The sequence below is a fragment of the Mesorhizobium sp. M7A.F.Ca.US.008.03.1.1 genome, from assembly GCF_003997495.1.
Taxonomy (GTDB): Bacteria; Pseudomonadota; Alphaproteobacteria; order Rhizobiales; family Rhizobiaceae; genus Mesorhizobium.
The window spans coordinates 147552-167221 of sequence record NZ_RZRU01000003.1 but is presented as its reverse complement, the minus strand read 5'-3'; the positions used below and the strand labels follow the sequence as shown (position 1 = coordinate 167221).

Sequence of the window (19670 nt, the reverse complement as noted above, 5' to 3'; positions counted from 1 at the left end):
GCCGCGCGTCACGTTTGAACGGATTCAGGCGACGCGATTTAGATCTTTGTTTTTATGCATGTCGTTCTCCCAAAACCGAGGTCACTTTTGGGCGACATGCATTAATTCACGCCCTTCGGAACGTTTTCGGGCGGCACCGTGGTCTCGACCACTTTCTGGCGGTGGAAGATGAACAGGCCGGCGAGAACGACGATGGCCGAGCCGATCAGGATGCGCGGACCGGGAACGTCGCCGAAGAATACCAGCCCGAAGACTACCGCCCACAGCAGCAGCGTGTAGTGCAGCGGCGCCAGCGTCGAGGCCGGCGCCAGCTTGAGCGCCCTGGTGATCATCAGATGCGCGCCGCAGGAGACGATGCCGAGCAGCAGCATGGCGCCGAGATCGAGCGCCGACGGCGTCTGCCAGGCGCCGATGCTCAGCACGCCGCCGACCAGCAGTGTGCCGATGGTCTGCCATGTCACCAGATTGGTGTCGCTGGTGCCGCGCAGCCGGCGGTTGAGGATGATAGCGAAGGCGAAGGAGATACTGCCCACCAGCGCAAAGCCCGATGACAGCGAGAACGCCGCCGAGGACGGTTTCAGCATGATCAGCACACCGCAGAAGCCGAGCAGGATCGCCATCCAGCGGCGCCAGCCGACCTTTTCGCCAAGCAAGAGGTGCGAGAGTGCCGCGACGTAGATCGGCCCGGCCATGTAGAAACTCATCACATCGGCAAGCGGCAGATAGACCACGGCGGCATAGAAGAGCGCGGTGTCGAGCGTGGTCATCACCACCCGCAGCAGCTGCAGCTCCAGGCGTTCCATGCGAAACAGCTTGGCCGGGCCCTGATTGGCGATCATCGGGCCGAGCACGAAGAAGGCGCCAATAGAGCGGATCAGCACCACCTGGCCGACGGAGAAGCTGGCGACCAGCCATTTGCCCATGGCGTCGTTCAGCGCAAACAGGAAGTCGCCGGCCAACATCAGCAGAATGCCAGCCAAAAGCACATTCCTGATCGTTGAATTCTGCGCCACGGGCTGCGTCATGCCGATCCCGATTCCTCCCTGATAAGCCGCGTCGTAGACGGAAGTGGCTGCTTTGACGAGGAGAATTCGGGGCAATGGTAAGACCAGCGCCGGGAATCGGCTGTATCTAGCTGGATATGTGCCGCCGGTTCACCATTCCCGGCCTTCCGTCGATGGACAGCCTGGTTTCCTGCTTCGTCCGCTCCGCCACCACCTTGCCCCTGGCGATGACGCACAGGCGCTCGGCGCGCAGCCGCAGGGCTTCGACCGGATTGCCGGCATCGAGGACGACCAGGCTGGCGCGCTTGCCGACCGCCAGGCCGAGATGATCGAGCCCCATGATCGCGGCATTGACGTTGGTGACCATGTCGAAGCAGCGCGCCATCTCGGCCGCGCTCGACATCTGGGCGACGTGCAGACCCATAAAGGCGACATCGAGCATGTCGGCGGTGCCCAGCGAATACCAGGGATCGAGCACGCAATCCTGGCCCCAGCCGACGCGAATGCCGAGCGCCAGCATTTCCTTGACCCGAGTCAGGCCGCGGCGCTTCGGGAAGGTGTCGTGGCGGCCCTGCAGCATGATGTTGATCAGCGGATTGGGAATGACCGAGACGCCGGCCTCGGCGATCAGCGGCAGCAGCTTCGAGACGTAGTAATTGTCCATCGAATGCATCGAGGTGAGGTGCGAACCGGCGACCTTGCCCTGCAGGCCAAGGCGCTGCGTTTCATAGGCAAGCTGCTCGATATGGCGCGACAGCGGGTCGTCGGTCTCGTCGCAATGCAGGTCGACCATCAGGCCGCGTTTGGCCGCGATCTCGCACAGCTCCGTTACCGAGCGCGTGCCGTCGGCCATGGTGCGCTCGAAATGCGGAATGCCGCCGACAATGTCGATGCCCATGTCGAGCGCGCGGATGGTGTTTTCCCGTGCCGTCGGCGAGCGATAAAACCCGTCCTGCGGGAAGGCGACCAGTTGCAGGTCGATATAGGGAGCGACCGTCTTCTTGACCTCGAGCAGCGCCTCGACCGCCAGCAAGCGGTCGTCGCAGACATCGACATGGGTGCGGATGGCGAGCAGGCCCATCGACACCGCCCAGTCGCAATAGGCCAATGCGCGATCACGCACCGCCTCATGCGTCAAAAGCGGCTTCAACTCACCCCACAGCGAAATGCCTTCGAGCAGCGTACCCGACGCGTTGATGCGCGGAATGCCGTAGGAGAGCGTCGCGTCCATGTGGAAATGCGGATCGACGAAGGGCGGCGAGACCAGATTGCCACGGGCGTCGACCTCGGTCCGCGCGGATCTCCGCAGAGTGGGTTCGATCGCCGCGATCGTCTCACCGCTGATGCCGATGTCGGCAACCCTGCCATCAGGCAGCGTGCCGCCGCGAACGATAAGGTCGAAATCCATCTGTCGTCATCCCGTCAAAAGAATCATCTGATATAGCCGAGGCTGAAAATCGCATCCCGTCGATGCCGCTTGCAACAGCGGTTTGTCCGCGACGGCCGCGGATGGTTCCATCCGGCCGCAACTCCTTCTATAAGCCGCCTTCCTGTCCCGGTTTCAAGGATCCGCCATTTGTTTCGTTTCTTCCGCTCGACGGAAAACCAGCGCCTCGTTGCGAGGTTGATCCGCGAATCCTTTTACCAGCACAGGTTTGGCTACGGCGCCGCGATCCTGTCGATGCTTGTGGTAGCCGCCACGACCGGCGCCAGTGCCTGGATTCTCAAAGAGATCACCGACGAATTCGTGGTCTTCAAGCGGATTGACCGCGTCAACCTGATTGCGGCGGGGGTTGCCACGATCTTCATCCTCAAGGGCCTCGCCAACTTCATCCAGGCCTATTTCATGAGCCGGGTCGGCAACGCCATCATCGCCGACCGCCAGCGCAAGATCTACGACCGCATCCTGGCGCAAGGCATCGAATTCTACCATTCGACCTCGTCGTCCGACCTGATCACACGCATGACCAACAATGCGCAGGCGGCGCGCAACGTACTCGACCTCGTTGTCACGTCCTATGTGCGCGACCTGTTGTCGCTGGTTGTCCTGGTAGGGGTCATGGTCTGGCAGCAGCCAGCCTTGTCCATAATCTGCTTCGTCGTCGGCCCCTTGGCTATCTACGGGGTCAACCGCATCCTCAAACGTGTTCGCAAATTCGCCGCGATGGAGTTTCGCTCGGTCGGCCAGATCGTGCAGGTGATGCAGGAAACGGCAATCGGCGTCCGCGTCGTCAAATCCTTCAACCTCGAAGGCGCAATGCGCAACCGCATGTACAAGGCCGTATCGGACGTCGAGAACCGGGCCAACAACATCGCGACGCTGGAGGCTGCGACAAGCCCGGTGATGGAGACGCTGGCCGGGCTGGCAATTGCCGGGGCCATCTTCGTCAGCGGCTTCCTGGTCTTGCAGGGCGGCCAGATGCCGGGAAACATCATGGCCTTCATCGGGGCGCTCCTGTTTGCCTATGAGCCGGCAAAGCGCCTTGCGCGCGTGCGCATATCGCTGGAAAGCGGCATTGTCGGCGTGCGCATGATGTTCGAGCTCGCCGACCAGCCGCTAACTCTTGTCGAGAAGCCGGACGCGAAGCCGCTTCTGGCCGGACCGGGCGAGATCCGGTTCGACGCCGTCGACTTCGCTTATCAGAACGGGCCGCCGGTGCTGGACAGGTTCGATCTGACGCTTCCGCCCGGCAAGATGACGGCGCTGGTCGGGCCTTCCGGCGGCGGCAAGTCGACGATTCTGAACCTGATCATGCGCATGTATGACCCGAAGAGTGGCAAGGTGCTGTTCGATGGTCAGGATATTTCCCATGCGACGCTCGCATCGCTGCGGGAAAAGATCGCCTATGTCAGCCAGGATACGTTCCTGTTTGCCGGCACCATCATGCACAACATCCGGCTTGGGCGCGAGGGTGCGACCGACGAAGAGGTGATCGCCGCCGCCAAGGCGGCCAACGCCCATGACTTCATCAGCGCGCAGGCGAAAGGCTACGAGACGGATGTCGGCGAGAATGGCGGCCTGCTGTCAGGCGGCCAGCGCCAACGGATCTCGATCGCACGCGCCATGTTACGCAATGCCGAAATCCTGCTGCTGGACGAAGCGACCAGCGCGCTCGATGCCGAATCGGAAGCGCTTTTCCGCGACGCGCTGAAGCAATTGATGGAAGGCCGCACGACGATCGTCATCGCGCACCGTCTGTCGACCGTGCACCAGGCCGACACGATCGTGGTGCTCGAAGCCGGCAAGGTGGTGGAAAGCGGCCCGCACAAGACCTTGCTCAAGCAGGGCGGGCTCTATCAGAAGCTTTATGAGTATCAGTTGATGCCGTGAGGCGAGCTTACCTTCCCCCTTGTGGGGAGGGTCGCTGCGCAGCAGCGGGGTGGGGGTGCGGCGCCGACCCACCTGGACCTCACTCCGACCTCCCCACAAGGGGGAGGTAGGGGGCCGCAGCTTAATTTACTCCGGCACAAACCTCACCGCGCCCTTGGCCGCGCTGGTCGCCATGGCGGCATAGGCGCGCAAGGCGGTCGTCACCTTGCGCTTGCGCTTTTCCTCCGGCTTCCAGGCCAGGGCGCCCTTGGCCTCCATCGCCGCCCGGCGCGCAGCGAGTTCCGCCTCATCGACAGCCAGGCGGATGCTGCGGTTCGGGATGTCGATCTCGATCGTATCGCCCTCCTGCACCAGCCCGATCAGCCCGCCTTCGGCGGCTTCCGGCGACGCATGGCCGATCGACAGGCCCGAGGTGCCGCCGGAGAAGCGGCCGTCGGTGACCAGAGCGCAGGCCTTGCCGAGGCCTTTCGACTTCAGATAGCTGGTCGGATAAAGCATTTCCTGCATGCCGGGGCCCCCGCGCGGTCCTTCATAGCGGATGACGACGACATCGCCGGCCTTGATCTCGTTCGACAGGATCGCCTTGACGCTGGAATCCTGGCTTTCGAAGACGCGCGCCGGGCCGGTGAACTTCAGGATCGATTCATCGACGCCGGCCGTCTTCACGATGCAGCCGTCGAGCGCCAGATTGCCTTTCAGCACGGCAAGGCCGCCATCCTTGGAAAAGGGATGTTCGGTCGAGCGGATAACGCCCTTCTCGCGGTCGAGATCGAGTTCGTCCCAGCGGCGGTCCTGGCTGAAGGCGACCTGCGTCGGCACGCCGCCAGGGGCGGCGAGGAAGAAATCGCGCACACTCTGGCTGGTCGTGCGGGAAATATCCCAATGGTCGAGCGCTTCGCCCAGGGTTGACGTATGCACCGTCGGCAGGTCGCGGTTGAGCAGGCCGGCATTGTCGAGCTGGCCGAGGATGGCCATGATGCCGCCGGCGCGGTGAACGTCTTCCATGTGGACGTCGGACTTGGCCGGAGCAACCTTGCACAGCACCGGCACCTTGCGCGACAGCGCGTCGATGTCATCCTGGTCGAAATCGATCTCGCCCTCATGCGCGGCAGCCAGGATGTGCAGCACGGTGTTGGTCGAGCCGCCCATGGCGATGTCGAGCGTCATGGCGTTCTCGAAGGCGCCCTTGGAGGCAATGTTGCGCGGCAGCGCGGTTTCGTCCTCCTGCTCGTAATAGCGCTGGGCGAGATCGACGATCAGATGGCCGGCCTCGACGAACAACCGCTTGCGGTCGGCGTGGGTAGCCAGCGTCGAGCCATTGCCGGGCAGCGACAGACCAAGCGCCTCGGTCAGGCAATTCATCGAATTGGCGGTGAACATGCCTGAGCAGGAGCCGCAGGTCGGGCAGGCCGAACGCTCGATGACCTTGACGTCCTCATCGGAGATCCTGTCGTCGGCGGCTGCGACCATGGCATCGACCAGGTCGAGCGCCTGCGTCTTGCCGGCCAGCACCACCTTGCCGGCCTCCATCGGGCCGCCGGAAACGAAGACAGTCGGGATGTTGAGGCGCAACGAGGCCATCAGCATGCCGGGCGTGATCTTGTCGCAGTTGGAGATGCAGACCATGGCGTCGGCACAGTGAGCGTTGATCATGTATTCGACCGAATCGGCGATCAATTCGCGCGACGGCAGCGAATAGAGCATGCCGTCATGACCCATGGCGATGCCATCATCGACGGCGATGGTGTTGAATTCCTTGGCAACGCCGCCGGCCTTCTCGATCTCGCGCGCCACCAGCTGGCCGAGATCCTTGAGGTGAACATGGCCCGGCACGAATTGGGTGAAGGAGTTGACCACCGCGATGATCGGCTTGCCGAAATCCGAGTCCTTCATGCCGGTGGCGCGCCAGAGCCCGCGGGCGCCGGCCATGTTGCGGCCATGGGTGGTGGTGCGGGAGCGATAGGCAGGCATGTTTTTTCCTTGGTGGCTGGCCGCAGCCTAGGAATGGCGCGGCGAAGCTGAGTTCGGACCGCAGGCGTTATAGACGCGCAAGCCCGGTCTGGCCACAATTTTGCAATGCGCCAGATTCCTTGCAAGAATCAGATCTTCCAAAAAGATGCACCCTCTTGTCGGATCGCGTGCCCCACGGCCGTCCTTAGGAAAACGGTTTGGAAATGGCAGCACCATTCCCGGAGTCAGCCGTTTCGCCGTAACCGCAACCAAACCAACCCGAGGAGCACGACATGCAAAAGATCACCACCTGCCTGTGGTTCGATGGCCAGGCCGAAGAGGCAATGAACTTCTACGTCTCCATCTTCAAGAATTCGAAGGTGCTGAGCGTAATGCGCTGGCCCAAAGGCTACGCCGATGAAGGCAAGGTGCTGGTGGCCACGTTCGAACTCGACGGGGTGCAGTTCCAGGCGCTCAACGGCGGACCGCAGTTCAAGCACACCGAGGCGATGTCGCAGTCGATCGACTGCAAGACGCAGGAAGAGGTGGATTACTTCTGGGACAAGCTCATCGAAGGTGGCGGCCAACCGTCGCAATGCAGTTGGCTGAAGGACAAATTCGGCGTCTCCTGGCAGGTCGTGCCGGAGCAGTTGCCGAGACTGCTTCTGGATCCGGACCGGGCCAAGGCCGGCCGCGTGATGTCGGCGATGATGCAGATGAGCAAGATCGACATCGCCAAGATCGAAGAGGCGGCGAAAGGGTGAGAAGCGGTCCGCGTAGCGGACGCCCGGAGCCTGCGACGGGCCGGGGGCATAGGAGGCCATTGGTCCTTGAGGTCGGCGCTGCCCCTCATCCGCCCTTCGGGCACCTTCTCCCCGTAAAACGGGAGAAGGGAGAACTTCAAGCCGCCCTGTCGCGGACCTGATAGTCCTTGATCGTGGCAAACTTGATCGCCTTCCAGCGTTCCGCTTCGTAATTCAGCGAAAAGGCGTGCTGGGCGAGGAACACCGGATCGTTGTCGAGATCGCGGGCGATGTCGCCGCGATGCGCCTCGATGAAGCGAAGCGTCTCGGCCTTGTCGTCGGCCGAGATCCAGCGACACACCGAAAAGCGCGACATTTCGAATTCGACCGGCAGCGTGTATTCGAAGTTCAGCCGTTCCTTCAGCACGTCGAGCTGCAGCGCGCCGACGACGCCGACGATGGCCGGCGAGCCATCCTCGGGCGAAAACAGCTGCACGACGCCCTCCTCTGCCATCTGGTGCAGCGCTTCCTTGAGCTTCTTGGCCTTCATGGCGTCGCCCAGGCGAACGCGACGCAGGATTTCCGGTGCGAAATTCGGCACGCCCCTGAAAAGAATTTCCTCACCCTCGGTCAGCGTATCGCCGATGCGCAGCGTGCCGTGGTTGGGAATGCCGACGACGTCGCCGGCAAAGGCCTCGTCAGCGGTGACTCGTGTGCGGGCAAAGAAGAACTGCGGCGCCGACAGCGACATCGGTTTTCCCGTGCGCACCAGCTTGGCCTTCATGCCGCGCTCGAGCTTGCCCGAACAGACGCGGACGAAGGCAATGCGGTCGCGGTGGTTGGGGTCCATGTTGGCCTGGATCTTGAAGACGAAGGACGTCATCTTCTCCTCGGTCGCCTCGACCTTGCGGGTATCGGCCTCTTGCGCGCGCGGCGGCGGTCCAAAGGCGCCAAGCGCCTCGATCAGGTCGCGGACGCCGTAATTGCGCAGCGCCGAGCCGAAATAGACCGGCGTCAGGTGGCCTTCGCGAAAAGCGTCGATGTCGAGCGGCCGGCAGGCTCCGCGCGCCAGGTCCAGCTCCTCAATGAAGGCCTCGCGTTCGTTTTCAGGCAACAGGCCGGCGACGCGGTTGGAATCAGGACCGTTGACCGGCGTGCGCTCCTTCTCATCATCGCCCCTGCGCACGGCGTTCAGCGCCAGATGATAGGTACCGGAAAAGGTCTTTCCCCGGCCGATCGGCCAGGTGATCGGCGCGGTGTCGAGCGCCAGTTTCTGCTCGATCTCGTCGAGGATCTCGAACGGGTCGCGGCTTTCGCGGTCCATCTTGTTGACGAAGGTAATGATCGGGATGTCGCGCAGCCGGCAAACCTCGAACAGCTTCAGCGTGCGCGGCTCGATGCCCTTGGCGGCGTCGATGACCATGACGGCCGAGTCGACCGCCGACAGCGTGCGGTAGGTGTCGTCGGCGAAATCCTCGTGGCCGGGCGTGTCGAGCAGGTTGAAGACATTGCCCTCATACTCGAAGGTCATCACCGAAGTGACGACCGAGATGCCGCGCTCGCGCTCGATCTTCATCCAGTCGGACCGCGTCTGGATCTTGTCCTTCTTGGCCTTGACCTCGCCGGCAAGCTGGATGGCGCCACCGAACAGCAGCAGCTTTTCGGTGAGCGTGGTCTTGCCGGCGTCCGGGTGCGCGATGATGGCGAAGGTGCGGCGGCGCGCCACTTCTTCTTCTATTGCTTCGGGCATTCTCTGGGATTTCCGTGTGACAGGCCGGGCTTCTAGCAGCGCAGTGCCGGCCTGTCGACCGGTCCGGCGGCTCGGACGCTGCTGATCGCCGTCTCACCGTCAGAGCGTACAGCTCAGTCGCGCTGCGGCTCCGGCCAGTGCATTGCCGCACATTTTGCGCTGCGCGATGTTGGCAAGCGGCTGCGGGGATGGCACTGGATGAACATCCTCGGGATGGCGAGGCAGAGGAGCAAGCATGACTGCGGCGAAACAAGTGATCGTCATCGGCACCGGCATCATCGGCGCCTCCATCGCCTGGCATCTGAGCAGAGCGGGTGCGCAAGTGACGGTGATTGCCGACAGTGCTGCCGGCGGGGTGGCAACGCCAAATTCGTTCGCCTGGATCAATGCCAGCTGGGGCAATCCGGCGCCTTATTTCCGGCTGCGCACCCGCGCGATGGCCGAATGGTCGCGGCTGGCGCGGGATCTGCCCGGCCTGCCGCTGAGCTGGTGCGGCGGCCTGTGTTGGGATTTACCCGCGGCCGACATGGAAACCTACGCCACGGAACATTCCGCCTGGGGCTATGGCATCGAGCGCGTCTACCGCGCCCGTGCCGCGCGTATCGAGCCCAATCTCACCGAGCTTCCGGATTTTGCCCTGTATGTCGCCGAAGAAGGTGTCGCAGAGCCCGTGGCCGCCGCCCGTGCCCTATTGGCAGAAGCGGAGCGAGATGGCGCGAAGATCATCTCCAGCACGGTGACGGCCCTGGTCCAGACCGGCGGCAGGATCACCGGTGTCGACACATCGCACGGATTGATTGCATCGGACGAGGTGGTGGTCGCGGCCGGTGTCGGCTCGCCGGAGATCGCCGCGACCGCCGGGATCAACCTGCCGATCGAAACGCCGCCCGGCCTGATCGTCCACTCGCGGCCTTACAAGAAGTTGCTCAACGGCCTGATTCTGGCCGAGCGGCTGCACATGCGCCAGACGGCGGAAGGCCGCATCATCGCCGGCTCGGATTTTGGCGGCGCGGATCCGGGCATGGATGCCGAAGCCACCGCCCGCGCGCTGTTTGCGGCCATGAAAGCCATGCTGCGCGACAGCGAGGGGCTGGAACTCGATTTCTATACGGTCGGCTATCGGCCGACGCCGATCGACGGCTTTCCGATCATCGGCCGCGCAGAAGGCATGGATGGTGTCTACGTCGCCGTCATGCATTCCGGCATCACGCTGGCGCCGGCCGTCGGCCTTTTCGCCACAAAGGAAATTCTCGACGGCGAGCGCGACACCTTACTTGCCCCTTATGGATTGTCGCGCTTCGCTCAATAGGCGGGCGGACGGCGAAAGCCGCCTGTGAGTGGTTCGATTGCCTTGGCGATGCCGAGCAGCTGTGACTCCAACCAGCGTTTGCCGACCAGTTGCAGGCCGATCGGCAGGCCGGCGCTGTCCTGTCCGCATGGAATGGAAAGGGCTGGATGGCCGCTGTAGTTGAAGACAGCGCCATAGGCCGGCAGCATCCAGTAGCTCTGCTCCTTGCTGTCGACATTGATCGGCGTGCCCGACTCGCAATGCGGGAAAGCGGTGGTCATGGCGACCGGGCAGAGCAGTGCGTCATGGTCCTCGAAGAACCGGTCCCAGGCGAGCATGGATGTGTCGCGGCGGGCGAGCGCCTCGAACCAGCGCGAAACCGGTGTCGGTTCCTCCGGCGGCTCCGGCTGAGCGGCCTCCATCATCATCCCGATCAGCGCGCCGCCCTGCTCCAGATCGTCGTGCAGATCGAGTTTTGGCAGTTTTGCTTCTTCGACGACGGCGCCGGCGCCTTGCAGATGCCCTGCGAGACTTTCGACTGCGGCAGAGATGTCGCCGGCCACCGGAAAGCTGGGAAAGGATGGCGCGAAGGCAATGCGCAGTGTCCTGGGATCGAGCTTCGGCATGTCCTCGACCGGCACCGGCGCAAGATCGGTGTCGCGCCTGTCCGGGCCGCCGATGATTTGGTAGATCAGCGCCAAATCTTCCACACTGCGCGCCAACGGCCCGAGGCAGGACATCAGCCGCACGCTGCGCGCGGCACCGCCCGGATCGGGGAAGGCGCCGGCCAGCGAGACACGATGCTCCGTCGGCTTCAGGCCATAAACACCGCAAAAGGCGGCCGGCAAGCGGATCGAGTTCTGCATGTCGGTGCCGACGTCGAACGGCGTCATTCCCGAGCAAAGTGCAGCTGCGGCACCGCCGCTGGAGCCGCCGGCGGTGCGCTCGAGATTCCATGGATTGTTGGTACGGCCGAACAGCGGATTGTTCGACTGCCAGTCCGAAAGCATGGTCGCGACATTGGTCTTGGCCATCAGGACGCCGCCGGCCGCTTTCAGTCTGGTGACGACCGGGCTGTCCTGTTTGGCGACATAGTCGGCAAAGGGCGGGAAGCCTACAGTGGTCCTCATGCCTGACGTTTCGTGCGTGTCCTTCAGCGTGAACGGCACGCCATGCAGAGGCCCAAGTGCGGCGCCGCGCGCCTGGGCGGCGTCGGCCTTTTTGGCGCGCTCGTGAGCCCCTTCGCTGTCGAGCGAAATGACGGCGTTGACGGCCTCGTTGTGCGCGTCGATCTGGGCCAGATGCGCGACGAGTGCTTCGACAGCGGAGATTTTTCGCTTGGCGATGGCGGCGGCCAGTTCGACGGTTGAGGACAAGGCGATGTCCATGAGGAATGCTCCGGCTTGGCCGCGCGTGTCCATGAAGATGGCGGACTACGGCGCAATTTCAAGCGGAGTTGAGCATTCGAGGATTGGTCGCGTTTGATCGATATTGTGCAGGCGGGAACTGTCCAAGTCTGCACTCGACGGCACCCCCCTCTGTCCTGCCGGACATCTCCCCCTCAAGTGGGGAGATTGGATAGCGTCACGGCTTTCGCCAATCTCCAATGTTGCAAGGACGCGCGGGCGGCGAAGCTGCCAATCTCCCCACTTGAGGGGGAGATGTCCGGCAGGACAGAGGAGGGCGTTGTCCCGCGACATGCCGCAATTTGCAACCAGGCGAAAGCCTACCCAACCAGCGCCAGCTTCGCCACAACCGGAGCAAAGGGGCGAATGCTGATGCCATCGCCGGTGATCGTGACAAAACTCGCCGGCGGGATCGCTTGCCAGTCGCCGCCCTCGCGGTCGAACGGTTCGGAAACGATGCAGCGGCCGCCGCCCTTGCGCAGGATAGAAGTATAGAGCGTCGGAGCATGGGCGTCGGTGGCGTAGCGCACCGCATGCAGCGCCTGGCCATCCGAGAAGGCGGCGGTGAGCTTCAGCGCCGGTTCGAGGCCGGCCCGGCGCGAGGCTTCGAGCACGCGGCTGGTGGCGCGGGAGACGGCGCCTTGCGGATCGGTGGCCAATCCCTCGTCGATCATCAGCAGGAAGAACAGTTCGGAATCGGTGGTGCCTTCGCGCTGGTCGAAGACCGCGTCGGAGAGCGAGTTCTCCAGCGCGCGGCGGATCTTCTCGAAACCGCCGATCTGGCCGTTGTGCATGAACGACCAGTTGCCGGAGATGAACGGGTGGCAGTTCATGCGGCTGGTGGCGCCGCCGGTCGACGCCCGCACATGGGCAAGGAACAGGCCGGATTTGATCTGCCGGCACAGGCTTTTCAGATTGGGATCGGACCAGGCCGGCAGGATATCGCGATAGAGACCCGGCTCCGGGCGGTCGCCATACCAGGCAAGGCCGAAGCCGTCGCCATTGGTCGGCGATTTCGCTTCCTGCGCACAATGGCTCTGGGCGATCAGCGAGTGACAGGGCGCCGTGAGGATGTCTTCGAGAAAGACCGCTTCACCGAGATAGGCCGCCCACCGGCACATCGCTCTGTCGTCCTCTAGGCGCGATCCATAAGAGCGACGGGCTCCTTGGTCGCGTGTGTGCCTCTGTTGTGCGTCCGCTCGTAAAGCTCGCGAACGATTCGGCTGGCGGTAGTTTCAAACAGAAACGGCAAGAAAGCATGAACGAGGGCGGCGCCGGCAGCCATCAACAGGCGCGACGAAAACCAGGCGGCAAAGCCCATGTGGCTGAAATAGGTTTCGCCGACCTTGGCCGGATGAGAGGTGAAAATCCTTGCGACCGACATGCTGGTTCCCCTTCAGCGCTTCAAGTTCCTGATATGAGTATCCTGACACGCTTCGCCGGTTCATCGGTCTCAAAATGTCCTTGTATTTCGGTTATCCATGGGACAATTATCCCACATGGCGCTGGAAATTGACGAAATCGACCGAAAATTGCTCGCCGAGTTGCAACGCGACGGCACGCTGTCGGTCGACCAGCTGTCGGAACGGGTGGCGCTGTCGCGCAATGCCTGCTGGCGGCGGGTGAAGCGGCTGGAAGAGGCTGGTGTCATCACCGGCAGGGTGGCGCTGGTCGATGCTGAAAAGCTCGGACTTGGCCTTTCCGTCTTCATCCTGATCCGCACGTCCAACCACGATCCGGAGTGGCTGCAGAAGTTCCGGGCGGCGGTGACCGGCTTTCCCGAGATCACCGGCGTCTACCGCATGTCCGGCGACCTAGATTATGTCTTGCGCGCCCGCGTCGCCGACGTGAAGGCCTACGACCGGCTCTACCAGCGGCTGATTGCCAAGGTGGCGCTGTCGGATGTTTCCGCGTCGTTCGTGATGGAGGAAATCAAGGAGACGACCGTCGTTCCGATGGAACTGCGCTGAGGTGTATCGATATTCAGGTGATGCCGGGCTGCAAACGATGGTTTCCTGCGCTTCCCCGTTCTACCGCGTCGCGGTAGAACTGAGCTCACGTACTTCAAGTACGCTCCGCTCCGGTTCTCGGAAGCCATCGTTTTCGACTCGGCCTGACCTGAATCTCAACACACCTCGGGTTCATGGTGATGCCCGAAAGAAAGCCGTTGATAGCGGTACAGTCGAGTTGACCGAATCGCCGTTCGCGCCGATAGGATCGATTTTATGCGCGCAGCCCTTCAAACTCCCTCCGTCATCGGTCCGACCGTCGGCTTCGTCAGGTTGCCGCATGCTGAAGGACTTCCCCTTCCTGCTTATGAAAGCACCGGTGCCGCCGGCATGGATCTGCGCGCCGCGGTGCCCGAGGACCGGCCGCTGCTGATCCTGCCCGGAAAACGCGCGCTGGTGCCGACGGGGCTTATCCTGGAAATTCCGGAAGGCATGGAAGGCCAGGTCCGACCGCGCTCGGGCCTTGCTTTCAAACATGGCCTTACCGTTTTGAACACGCCCGGCACCATCGACAGCGACTATCGTGGCGAGGTCAAGGTGCTGCTGATCAATCTCGGCGACGAGGACTTTGCCGTGACGCGCGGCATGCGCATCGCCCAGATCGTCTTCGCCGCGGTGACGCAGGCGGGCGTGGAAGAGCGCACTTTGGCCGGCGGCACGGAGCGTGGCGCGGGCGGGTTCGGATCGACCGGCACTGCCTGATGCCTGAACTGCCTAAACTTGTCATCTTCGACTGCGACGGCATCCTGGTCGATACCGAGAACCTGGCCAATCGGCGCCTCGCCGAATGGCTGTCCGCTGCCGGCCATCCGACAAGCTTCGAATATTGCCGCAAGAATTTCTCCGGCCGCAGCATGGCGTCGGTGCAGAAAGAGATCGAGGAAGAGACCAGCGTCAGGCTCGGCGTCGATTTCGTCGATCGCTGGAATGCCGGCCTTCCGGACCTATTCGCCGATGGCGTCGAGGCGATCCCCTACGTCCGCGAGTTTGTCGAAGCCGTACGTTCCACCGGCATCGCCTATTGCGTCGCCACCTCGGCTCGGGTGTCGAAGATGCACATCACGCTCGGCCAGACCGGGCTGTTGCCGCTGTTCGAACACGCGATGTTTTCCTCGACCATGGTCGCGCGCGGCAAGCCGTTTCCGGACCTGTTCCTGCATGCTGCGAAAACCATGGGCTTTGCGCCCGCCGACTGCATCGTCATCGAGGACAGCGTCGCCGGCACGCATGCCGGCATTGCCGCCGGCATGCGGGTGTTTTCCTATCACGGCGATCCCTATTCCGACCGCGACGGCCTGATCCAGGCAGGCGGCATCCTGTTCGACGACATGCGCGAACTGGCCGGGCTGGTGCCGATCCACTGACCTGATCTTCAGCCCGCGGCTGTACGCCTCGATTGTCCGTGCTAGCTTGGCTCCGCCAACTTGAGGCCACGCATGAAATCCAGCCTGCTCCGCTTAATCCGCGCCTTGATGCTGCTGCCGTTTCTATGTACCGCGGCCGGCGCCCAGGCCGTCGGCTTCCCGGAACTCGGCAGCGCTTTGCCCGGCCGCACGGATGTCACCTATCTCGACCTCGCCAGGATGGTCATTCCCAACCTCGCCGCGGACAAGGACGGCTTCTACAGGGCCGGGTTACCGATCGAGATGCGTCATGTCGAGGGACCGGACAGCGGCGGCTCACCGCCCGAGACTTCGGGCTTTTCCAATGCCGCGGTGCTTGCGATCAAGGCCGGCGGCAAGGATCGGCTGACCATGCTGTTCGACCTCGGCGATTCTCCCGACAGCGCCGAAGGCTATGCGGTGCTGGCGCTCTACGACATTACGGGCAAGCCAAAGCTGCTCGATGCGGTCAATGTCGCCCTCGACCGCGGCACCTATTTCCGCGAACCGGGCAAGCTTTCCGTCGGCGCCAACGATGACGTCCTCATCACCATGAGCGCGCATTTCAATTCGAGCCAGAACTATGTGATCACGCCGCTGATCATGATCCGCGACGACAAATTCGAACTGATCGACATGATCTATACGTTCGATGAGAACCTGTGCGCCTACAGCCGCAAGCAGGACGTCGCTTTTCAAACCGTCCCCGGCAGCCAGCCTTATGCCGCTATCAAGGTAACGGTGACCGACTCTACAGTGCTGAACGGCGAAAGCTGCGACGACACTCCGCCGAGACCAGAGTCCCACGACATTTCCGTCACCTATCACTGGGACAAGAAGACATCGCGCTACGCCAAGGATTCCGACGCGCTGGACAAATTGGCAGGAGAGAACGCCAAACGCTTCTGAACCAACCGCATTCGTTTGCCGGGCCAAATAGGGCAGGATAAAATCCACTTAGCCACACCGTATATGATGGGGGTACTACCATGGACAAGGGCAAGATCTTCCGCGACCTGCATGCCTCGACCTTCGTCATGCCCAATCCCTGGGATGTCGGCACGACGAAGCTGCTCGGCTCGTTCGGCTTCACGGCACTGGCGACGACCAGCGCCGGCTTTGCCTTTTCGCGCGGCCTGCCGGACGGCGCGGTGACCTTCGACCAGATGATCCACCATTGCCGCGAGGTGACAGCGGCGACCAGCCTGCCGGTCTCGGCCGACCTCGAGAAAGGCAAGGGCGACAGCGCCGAGCAGGCCGCTGAAACCGTCTTCGCCGCCGAAGCGGCCGGTCTTGCCGGCTGCTCGATCGAGGATCACACCGGTGACCCTGACAGGCCGATCTATGATTTTGCGCACGCTGTCGAACGCGTTGCGGCGGCCGTGGAGGCGGCGCGGGCCCTGAAACGCGATTTCGTCTTCACCGCGCGCGCCGAGAATTTTCTGTGGGGCAAGTCCGACCTCGACGACACGATCAAGCGGCTGCAGGCGTTCGAGAAGGCCGGCGCCGACGTGCTCTATGCGCCAGGCATCGGCGACGTCGAGATGATCCGCACGCTCTGCTCGGCGGTCAGCAAGCCGGTCAATGTCATGGCGGTACCAGGCTTCACCATCGCCGATCTCGCCATAGCCGGCGTCAAGCGGATTTCGCTCGGGCCGTGGCTGACCAATTTCGCCTATGGCATGCTGGAAACGGCGGCGCGCGAGATCCAGCAGGACGGCACCTTCGGCTTCACCCGCGCCGCCATGCCGTTCAGCAAATTGCAGGCGCTGTTTACCAAACCTTCAGTCTAGATGAGGCCCATCGCATGACGCTTACCGTCGTCGACATGCATACCGGCGGCGAGCCGCTCCGGATCGTCACCGGCGGCTATCCGGATATCCCGAAGGGCACGATCCTGGAAAAGCGCGCCTATGTGCGCGACCATCTCGATCATCTCAGGAAAATCCTGATGTTCGAGCCGCGCGGTCATTACGACATGTATGGCGCCTTGCTGGTAGAGCGGGACCTGCCCGGCGCCGATCTCGCCGTGCTGTTCATGCACAATGAGGGTTATTCGACCATGTGCGGCCACGCCATCGTCGCGCTCGGGCGCTATGCCATTGACGAGGGGCTGGTGGCGAAACAGGAGCCAATCACGACTGTCAAGATCGAGGCGCCGTGCGGGCTGGTCGTCGCCTCGGTCGAGGTCAGGGACGGCAAGGCCGGCGCGGTCTCGTTCGAAAGCGTGCCGGCCTTCCTGTTCGCCGGCGGCCAGACGATCGAATTGGCGGGCCACGGCACGATCGGCTTCGACGTCGCCTATGGCGGCGCCTTCTACGCGCTGGCCGAGTGTCACCAATTCGGGCTTGAGTTCGGCAGAAGCCGGGTGCGCGATTTCGTCGATGCGGCAACGGCGCTGACGGACAGGCTCAAGGCCGAATTTCCGCTGTCGCATCCCGACCACGCCGATCTTGCCTTTCTCTACGGCACCATCCTGACCGATGGCCGCGATGCATTTTCCGGCGAGGTGACCAAGAACATCTGCGTCTTCGCCGAAGCCGAGGTCGACCGCTCGCCGACCGGCTCCGGCGTCACCGCAAGGCTGGCGGCCATGCATGCCAAGGGCGAAATCGCGATCGGACAGACGCGCATGTTCGAGAGCATTGCCGGCTCGCGTTTTTCGGGAGCGGTGGTGCGGACGGCGAAGGCTGGCCCGCACGGGGCGATCATCGCCCGCGTCGGCGGCCGCGCCTATTATTCCGGGCGGGCTGAGTTCGTTGTTGAGGCAGACGACGAACTGGGGCGCGGATTTCTCCTGCGTTAAGTGCGCCGATATCCAGCTCGAGCCACTTCCCGCGCCGAGATCGCCTTGTGCAGATGCACCATCATGGCGGCGGCGAACAGCGGCGTCAGCAGGTTAAGCAACGGCACGGCGAGGAAAGCCGCGATAACCAGCCCGGCGAGAAACACCGTGCCGGCATAGTGCCTGCGCAAGGCCCTGGCCTCGTCTTCCCCGCGAAAGCGCATGGCGGCGAATTCGAAGAACTCGCGCCCGAGCAGATAGCCGTTGACGATGAAGAAGGCGGCTATGTTGATGCCCGGCACCAGGAGAAGCAGCAAGGCGACGATGTTGCCAAGAATGACGACGCCGAGGAATCGCGCCGACAGCACCAGCGAACGCAGCGCCGGCATGGCGCGGCCGGTCGGAGCGCCGGGATAGTCGGTGCGCTCGACCACTTCGGCGATATCGTCGAGGAACAGGCCGGCGACAACGGCCGTCACCGGCGCGATGAGCAACGCCATGCCGAAGGCAAGCGCTATTGCCGCGATGATGCCGCCGAGCCAACCGGCCCAGGACGGCATGCCGGGCAACAGGGTCTGCAGCCAAGGCAGCGCCAGCCACTCGACGAGGCTGGTCAAGCCGAACCACAGAGCCACCAGCGCCAGCACGGTCAAGCCCAGCGTCTTGACGAACACGGCCCGAAAAGGAGGCGAAAACAGCTCGAGGGCCGCAGTGCGGGCAGCGTCGAAAATCACAGTGCTTTACCCCCAGGTCACCAGACACCGTCGAAAAGGCGGGCGCTTCCGAGATAGGCAGCGCAGGCCATGAGCACAAGCCGGCTGGCTCTTTGCTTTGACGCGATTCCCGGGGGAAGCGCTATCCGCTTTTCCCGGGAAAACCCCTTCACACTTTTCCTGGCATTGCTCTACCGCGCAAATGCCGGCTTTCGAATCGGGATGGTCATGGCGGCGACCCCGGCCACGACAAAACCCATGCCCAGCCATGCCGTCGAGCCCAGGCTTTCGCCGAGGAAAAGGGCGCCGATGCCGACGCCGATCGGCACGCGCAGATAGGCCTGCGAGGTGGTGCCGACCGAACCCAGCGTGTGGATGAGGCGGAAATAGATGACGAAGGCCAGCGCGGTGGAAAAGACCGACAGGCCGAGCAGGGCCAGGATAGATGCGGTCGAGGGCGCCAGCGTCCATGGCTGGTCGAACACCAGACTGAGGGGTACGAGAATGACGGCGCCGCACAGCATCGAACCGGCGGCCGGCAGCATCGGATCGAGGCATTTGAACCCGCGGCCGAAAATGGCGGCCCCGGCATAGCAGACCGTTGCGGCGACGATTGCCAATTGCGCCCACAATTCATGACCGAGGCCACCCAGCGCCTGCGTACCGATAATGAGGCAGATGCCGGCAATGCCGGCGCCCACACCGATCAGTTTGCGCAAGGTGACCGGCTCGTGGCGGGTGATGAGCGCGGTCAAGAGGAAGGTGAAGATCGGCGAGGTCGCATTCAGGATGGTGGCGAGGCCGGCATCGACCGAACGTTCTGCCGCGGCGATCAGGGTGACGGGATGACGCTGTTGAGACAGGCCTGGAAAGCGAAGCGGCGCCAGCTTGCCGTGTCGCCCGGCATGGTGAGCCCGCGCCAGCGGATGATGGCGAACAGGATACCGCCGGCAATCAGGGTGCGGGCGGCAATGAAGGTGACCGGCGGGATGGTTTCGACGCCGATCTTAATGAAGGTGTAGGAGGCGCCCCAGAGCACCGCCAGCAAGGCGAGCAGCGCCAGGTCGGTGGTCATGTCGTTTTTTGCAGTCTCGTTCTTTGTCGACATGCTCTTTGTAGACATTGGGGGCTGGCTCGCCTTCGAAACGGGATCGTCTGAGCCTGCCTTGTAGGCGGTGCGGCGATGAAATGCTTCGGCCACGGTCGAATTGTCATAGCGCCTCGCGGCCGAGGCGCCTTTTGCCTGTTCCGCCAAAGTTGCGTGTCACGCCCTAGGCAAACCGGTTTCAAATCGCTAGACCCGCGCCGG

The 19670-nt window shown here is 63.2% G+C and carries 17 protein-coding genes and 1 pseudogene; 9 read left to right on the top strand and 9 right to left on the bottom strand.

Features of this window, described 5'->3' with window-relative positions; genetic code table 11:
* Nucleotides 1-101: 101 nt before the first annotated feature.
* Entirely contained in the window at nt 102-1025 is a 924-nt protein-coding gene (locus tag EOA16_RS06345; protein WP_127256435.1) for a DMT family transporter, read from the bottom strand.
* Between the two features lie 106 nt (nt 1026-1131).
* Nucleotides 1132-2412, bottom strand: coding sequence for an amidohydrolase family protein (locus EOA16_RS06340; protein WP_127256434.1), 1281 nt, complete (start codon nt 2410-2412; stop codon nt 1132-1134).
* A gap of 168 nt (nt 2413-2580) precedes the next feature.
* Between EOA16_RS06340 and EOA16_RS06335 the strand changes: the two genes are divergently transcribed.
* Complete coding sequence (locus EOA16_RS06335; protein WP_127256432.1) at nt 2581-4335, top strand: ABC transporter ATP-binding protein; 1755 nt, start codon at nt 2581-2583, stop codon at nt 4333-4335.
* 126 nt (nt 4336-4461) lie between these two features.
* Here the strand turns inward: EOA16_RS06335 and ilvD are convergent, their stop codons facing one another.
* Entirely contained in the window at nt 4462-6306 is a 1845-nt protein-coding gene (ilvD, locus tag EOA16_RS06330; RefSeq protein WP_127256431.1) for a dihydroxy-acid dehydratase, read from the bottom strand.
* A gap of 272 nt (nt 6307-6578) precedes the next feature.
* Between ilvD and EOA16_RS06325 the strand changes: the two genes are divergently transcribed.
* On the top strand, nt 6579-7049 hold the full coding sequence (locus EOA16_RS06325) for a VOC family protein (protein WP_127256429.1): 471 nt from the start codon (nt 6579-6581) through the stop codon (nt 7047-7049).
* A gap of 136 nt (nt 7050-7185) precedes the next feature.
* Here EOA16_RS06325 and EOA16_RS06320 read toward each other — a convergent pair whose 3' ends face one another.
* Nucleotides 7186-8778 (bottom strand): peptide chain release factor 3, encoded by a 1593-nt coding sequence (locus tag EOA16_RS06320; RefSeq protein ID WP_127256427.1) that lies wholly within the window; start codon nt 8776-8778, stop codon nt 7186-7188.
* A 235-nt stretch (nt 8779-9013) separates the two neighbouring features.
* On the opposite strand from EOA16_RS06320, the gene EOA16_RS06315 reads away from it, so the two are divergent.
* On the top strand, nt 9014-10087 hold the full coding sequence (locus EOA16_RS06315; protein ID WP_127256426.1) for an FAD-binding oxidoreductase: 1074 nt from the start codon (nt 9014-9016) through the stop codon (nt 10085-10087).
* Here the strand turns inward: EOA16_RS06315 and EOA16_RS06310 are convergent.
* The 3 genes from EOA16_RS06310 to EOA16_RS06295 form a co-directional block, all read right to left on the bottom strand.
* Nucleotides 10081-11454: an amidase gene (locus EOA16_RS06310; protein WP_127256424.1), complete on the bottom strand. Its 1374-nt coding sequence runs from the start codon at nt 11452-11454 to the stop codon at nt 10081-10083. The two genes, EOA16_RS06315 and EOA16_RS06310, sit on opposite strands and share 7 nt — an antisense overlap.
* A gap of 338 nt (nt 11455-11792) precedes the next feature.
* Nucleotides 11793-12593: a class II glutamine amidotransferase gene (locus EOA16_RS06300; RefSeq protein ID WP_127256423.1), complete on the bottom strand. Its 801-nt coding sequence runs from the start codon at nt 12591-12593 to the stop codon at nt 11793-11795.
* A 14-nt stretch (nt 12594-12607) separates the two neighbouring features.
* Nucleotides 12608-12856 carry a DUF6356 family protein gene (locus EOA16_RS06295; protein WP_127256421.1) on the bottom strand — a complete coding sequence of 83 codons (249 nt, stop codon included), beginning with the start codon at nt 12854-12856 and terminating at the stop codon, nt 12608-12610.
* A 115-nt stretch (nt 12857-12971) separates the two neighbouring features.
* Here EOA16_RS06295 and EOA16_RS06290 point away from each other — a divergent pair, with 115 nt between their 5' ends.
* From EOA16_RS06290 to EOA16_RS06265, 6 genes are all read left to right on the top strand, one after another.
* Nucleotides 12972-13442, top strand: coding sequence for an Lrp/AsnC family transcriptional regulator (locus EOA16_RS06290; RefSeq protein WP_127256420.1), 471 nt, complete (start codon nt 12972-12974; stop codon nt 13440-13442).
* 255 nt (nt 13443-13697) lie between these two features.
* Nucleotides 13698-14183 (top strand): dUTP diphosphatase, encoded by a 486-nt coding sequence (gene dut, locus EOA16_RS06285; protein WP_127256418.1) that lies wholly within the window; start codon nt 13698-13700, stop codon nt 14181-14183.
* Nucleotides 14183-14845 (top strand): HAD family phosphatase, encoded by a 663-nt coding sequence (locus EOA16_RS06280; protein ID WP_127256417.1) that lies wholly within the window; start codon nt 14183-14185, stop codon nt 14843-14845. The genes dut and EOA16_RS06280 overlap by 1 nt, the downstream gene beginning before the upstream one ends.
* A gap of 72 nt (nt 14846-14917) precedes the next feature.
* On the top strand, nt 14918-15772 hold the full coding sequence (locus EOA16_RS06275) for a hypothetical protein (RefSeq protein ID WP_127256415.1): 855 nt from the start codon (nt 14918-14920) through the stop codon (nt 15770-15772).
* A gap of 80 nt (nt 15773-15852) precedes the next feature.
* A complete protein-coding gene (locus tag EOA16_RS06270; protein ID WP_127256414.1) occupies nt 15853-16656 on the top strand; it encodes an oxaloacetate decarboxylase in 804 nt (267 codons plus the stop codon).
* A gap of 14 nt (nt 16657-16670) precedes the next feature.
* Entirely contained in the window at nt 16671-17669 is a 999-nt protein-coding gene (locus tag EOA16_RS06265; RefSeq protein WP_127256413.1) for a proline racemase family protein, read from the top strand.
* Here EOA16_RS06265 and EOA16_RS06260 read toward each other — a convergent pair.
* Together EOA16_RS06260 and EOA16_RS06255 are read right to left on the bottom strand one after the other, a co-directional pair.
* Nucleotides 17666-18382, bottom strand: coding sequence for a sulfate transporter family protein (locus tag EOA16_RS06260; RefSeq protein WP_127256411.1), 717 nt, complete (start codon nt 18380-18382; stop codon nt 17666-17668). The genes EOA16_RS06265 and EOA16_RS06260 overlap by 4 nt on opposite strands.
* Before the next feature lie 170 nt (nt 18383-18552).
* Nucleotides 18553-19484, bottom strand: a pseudogene (locus EOA16_RS06255) (EamA family transporter).
* Nucleotides 19485-19670: the final 186 nt, after the last annotated feature.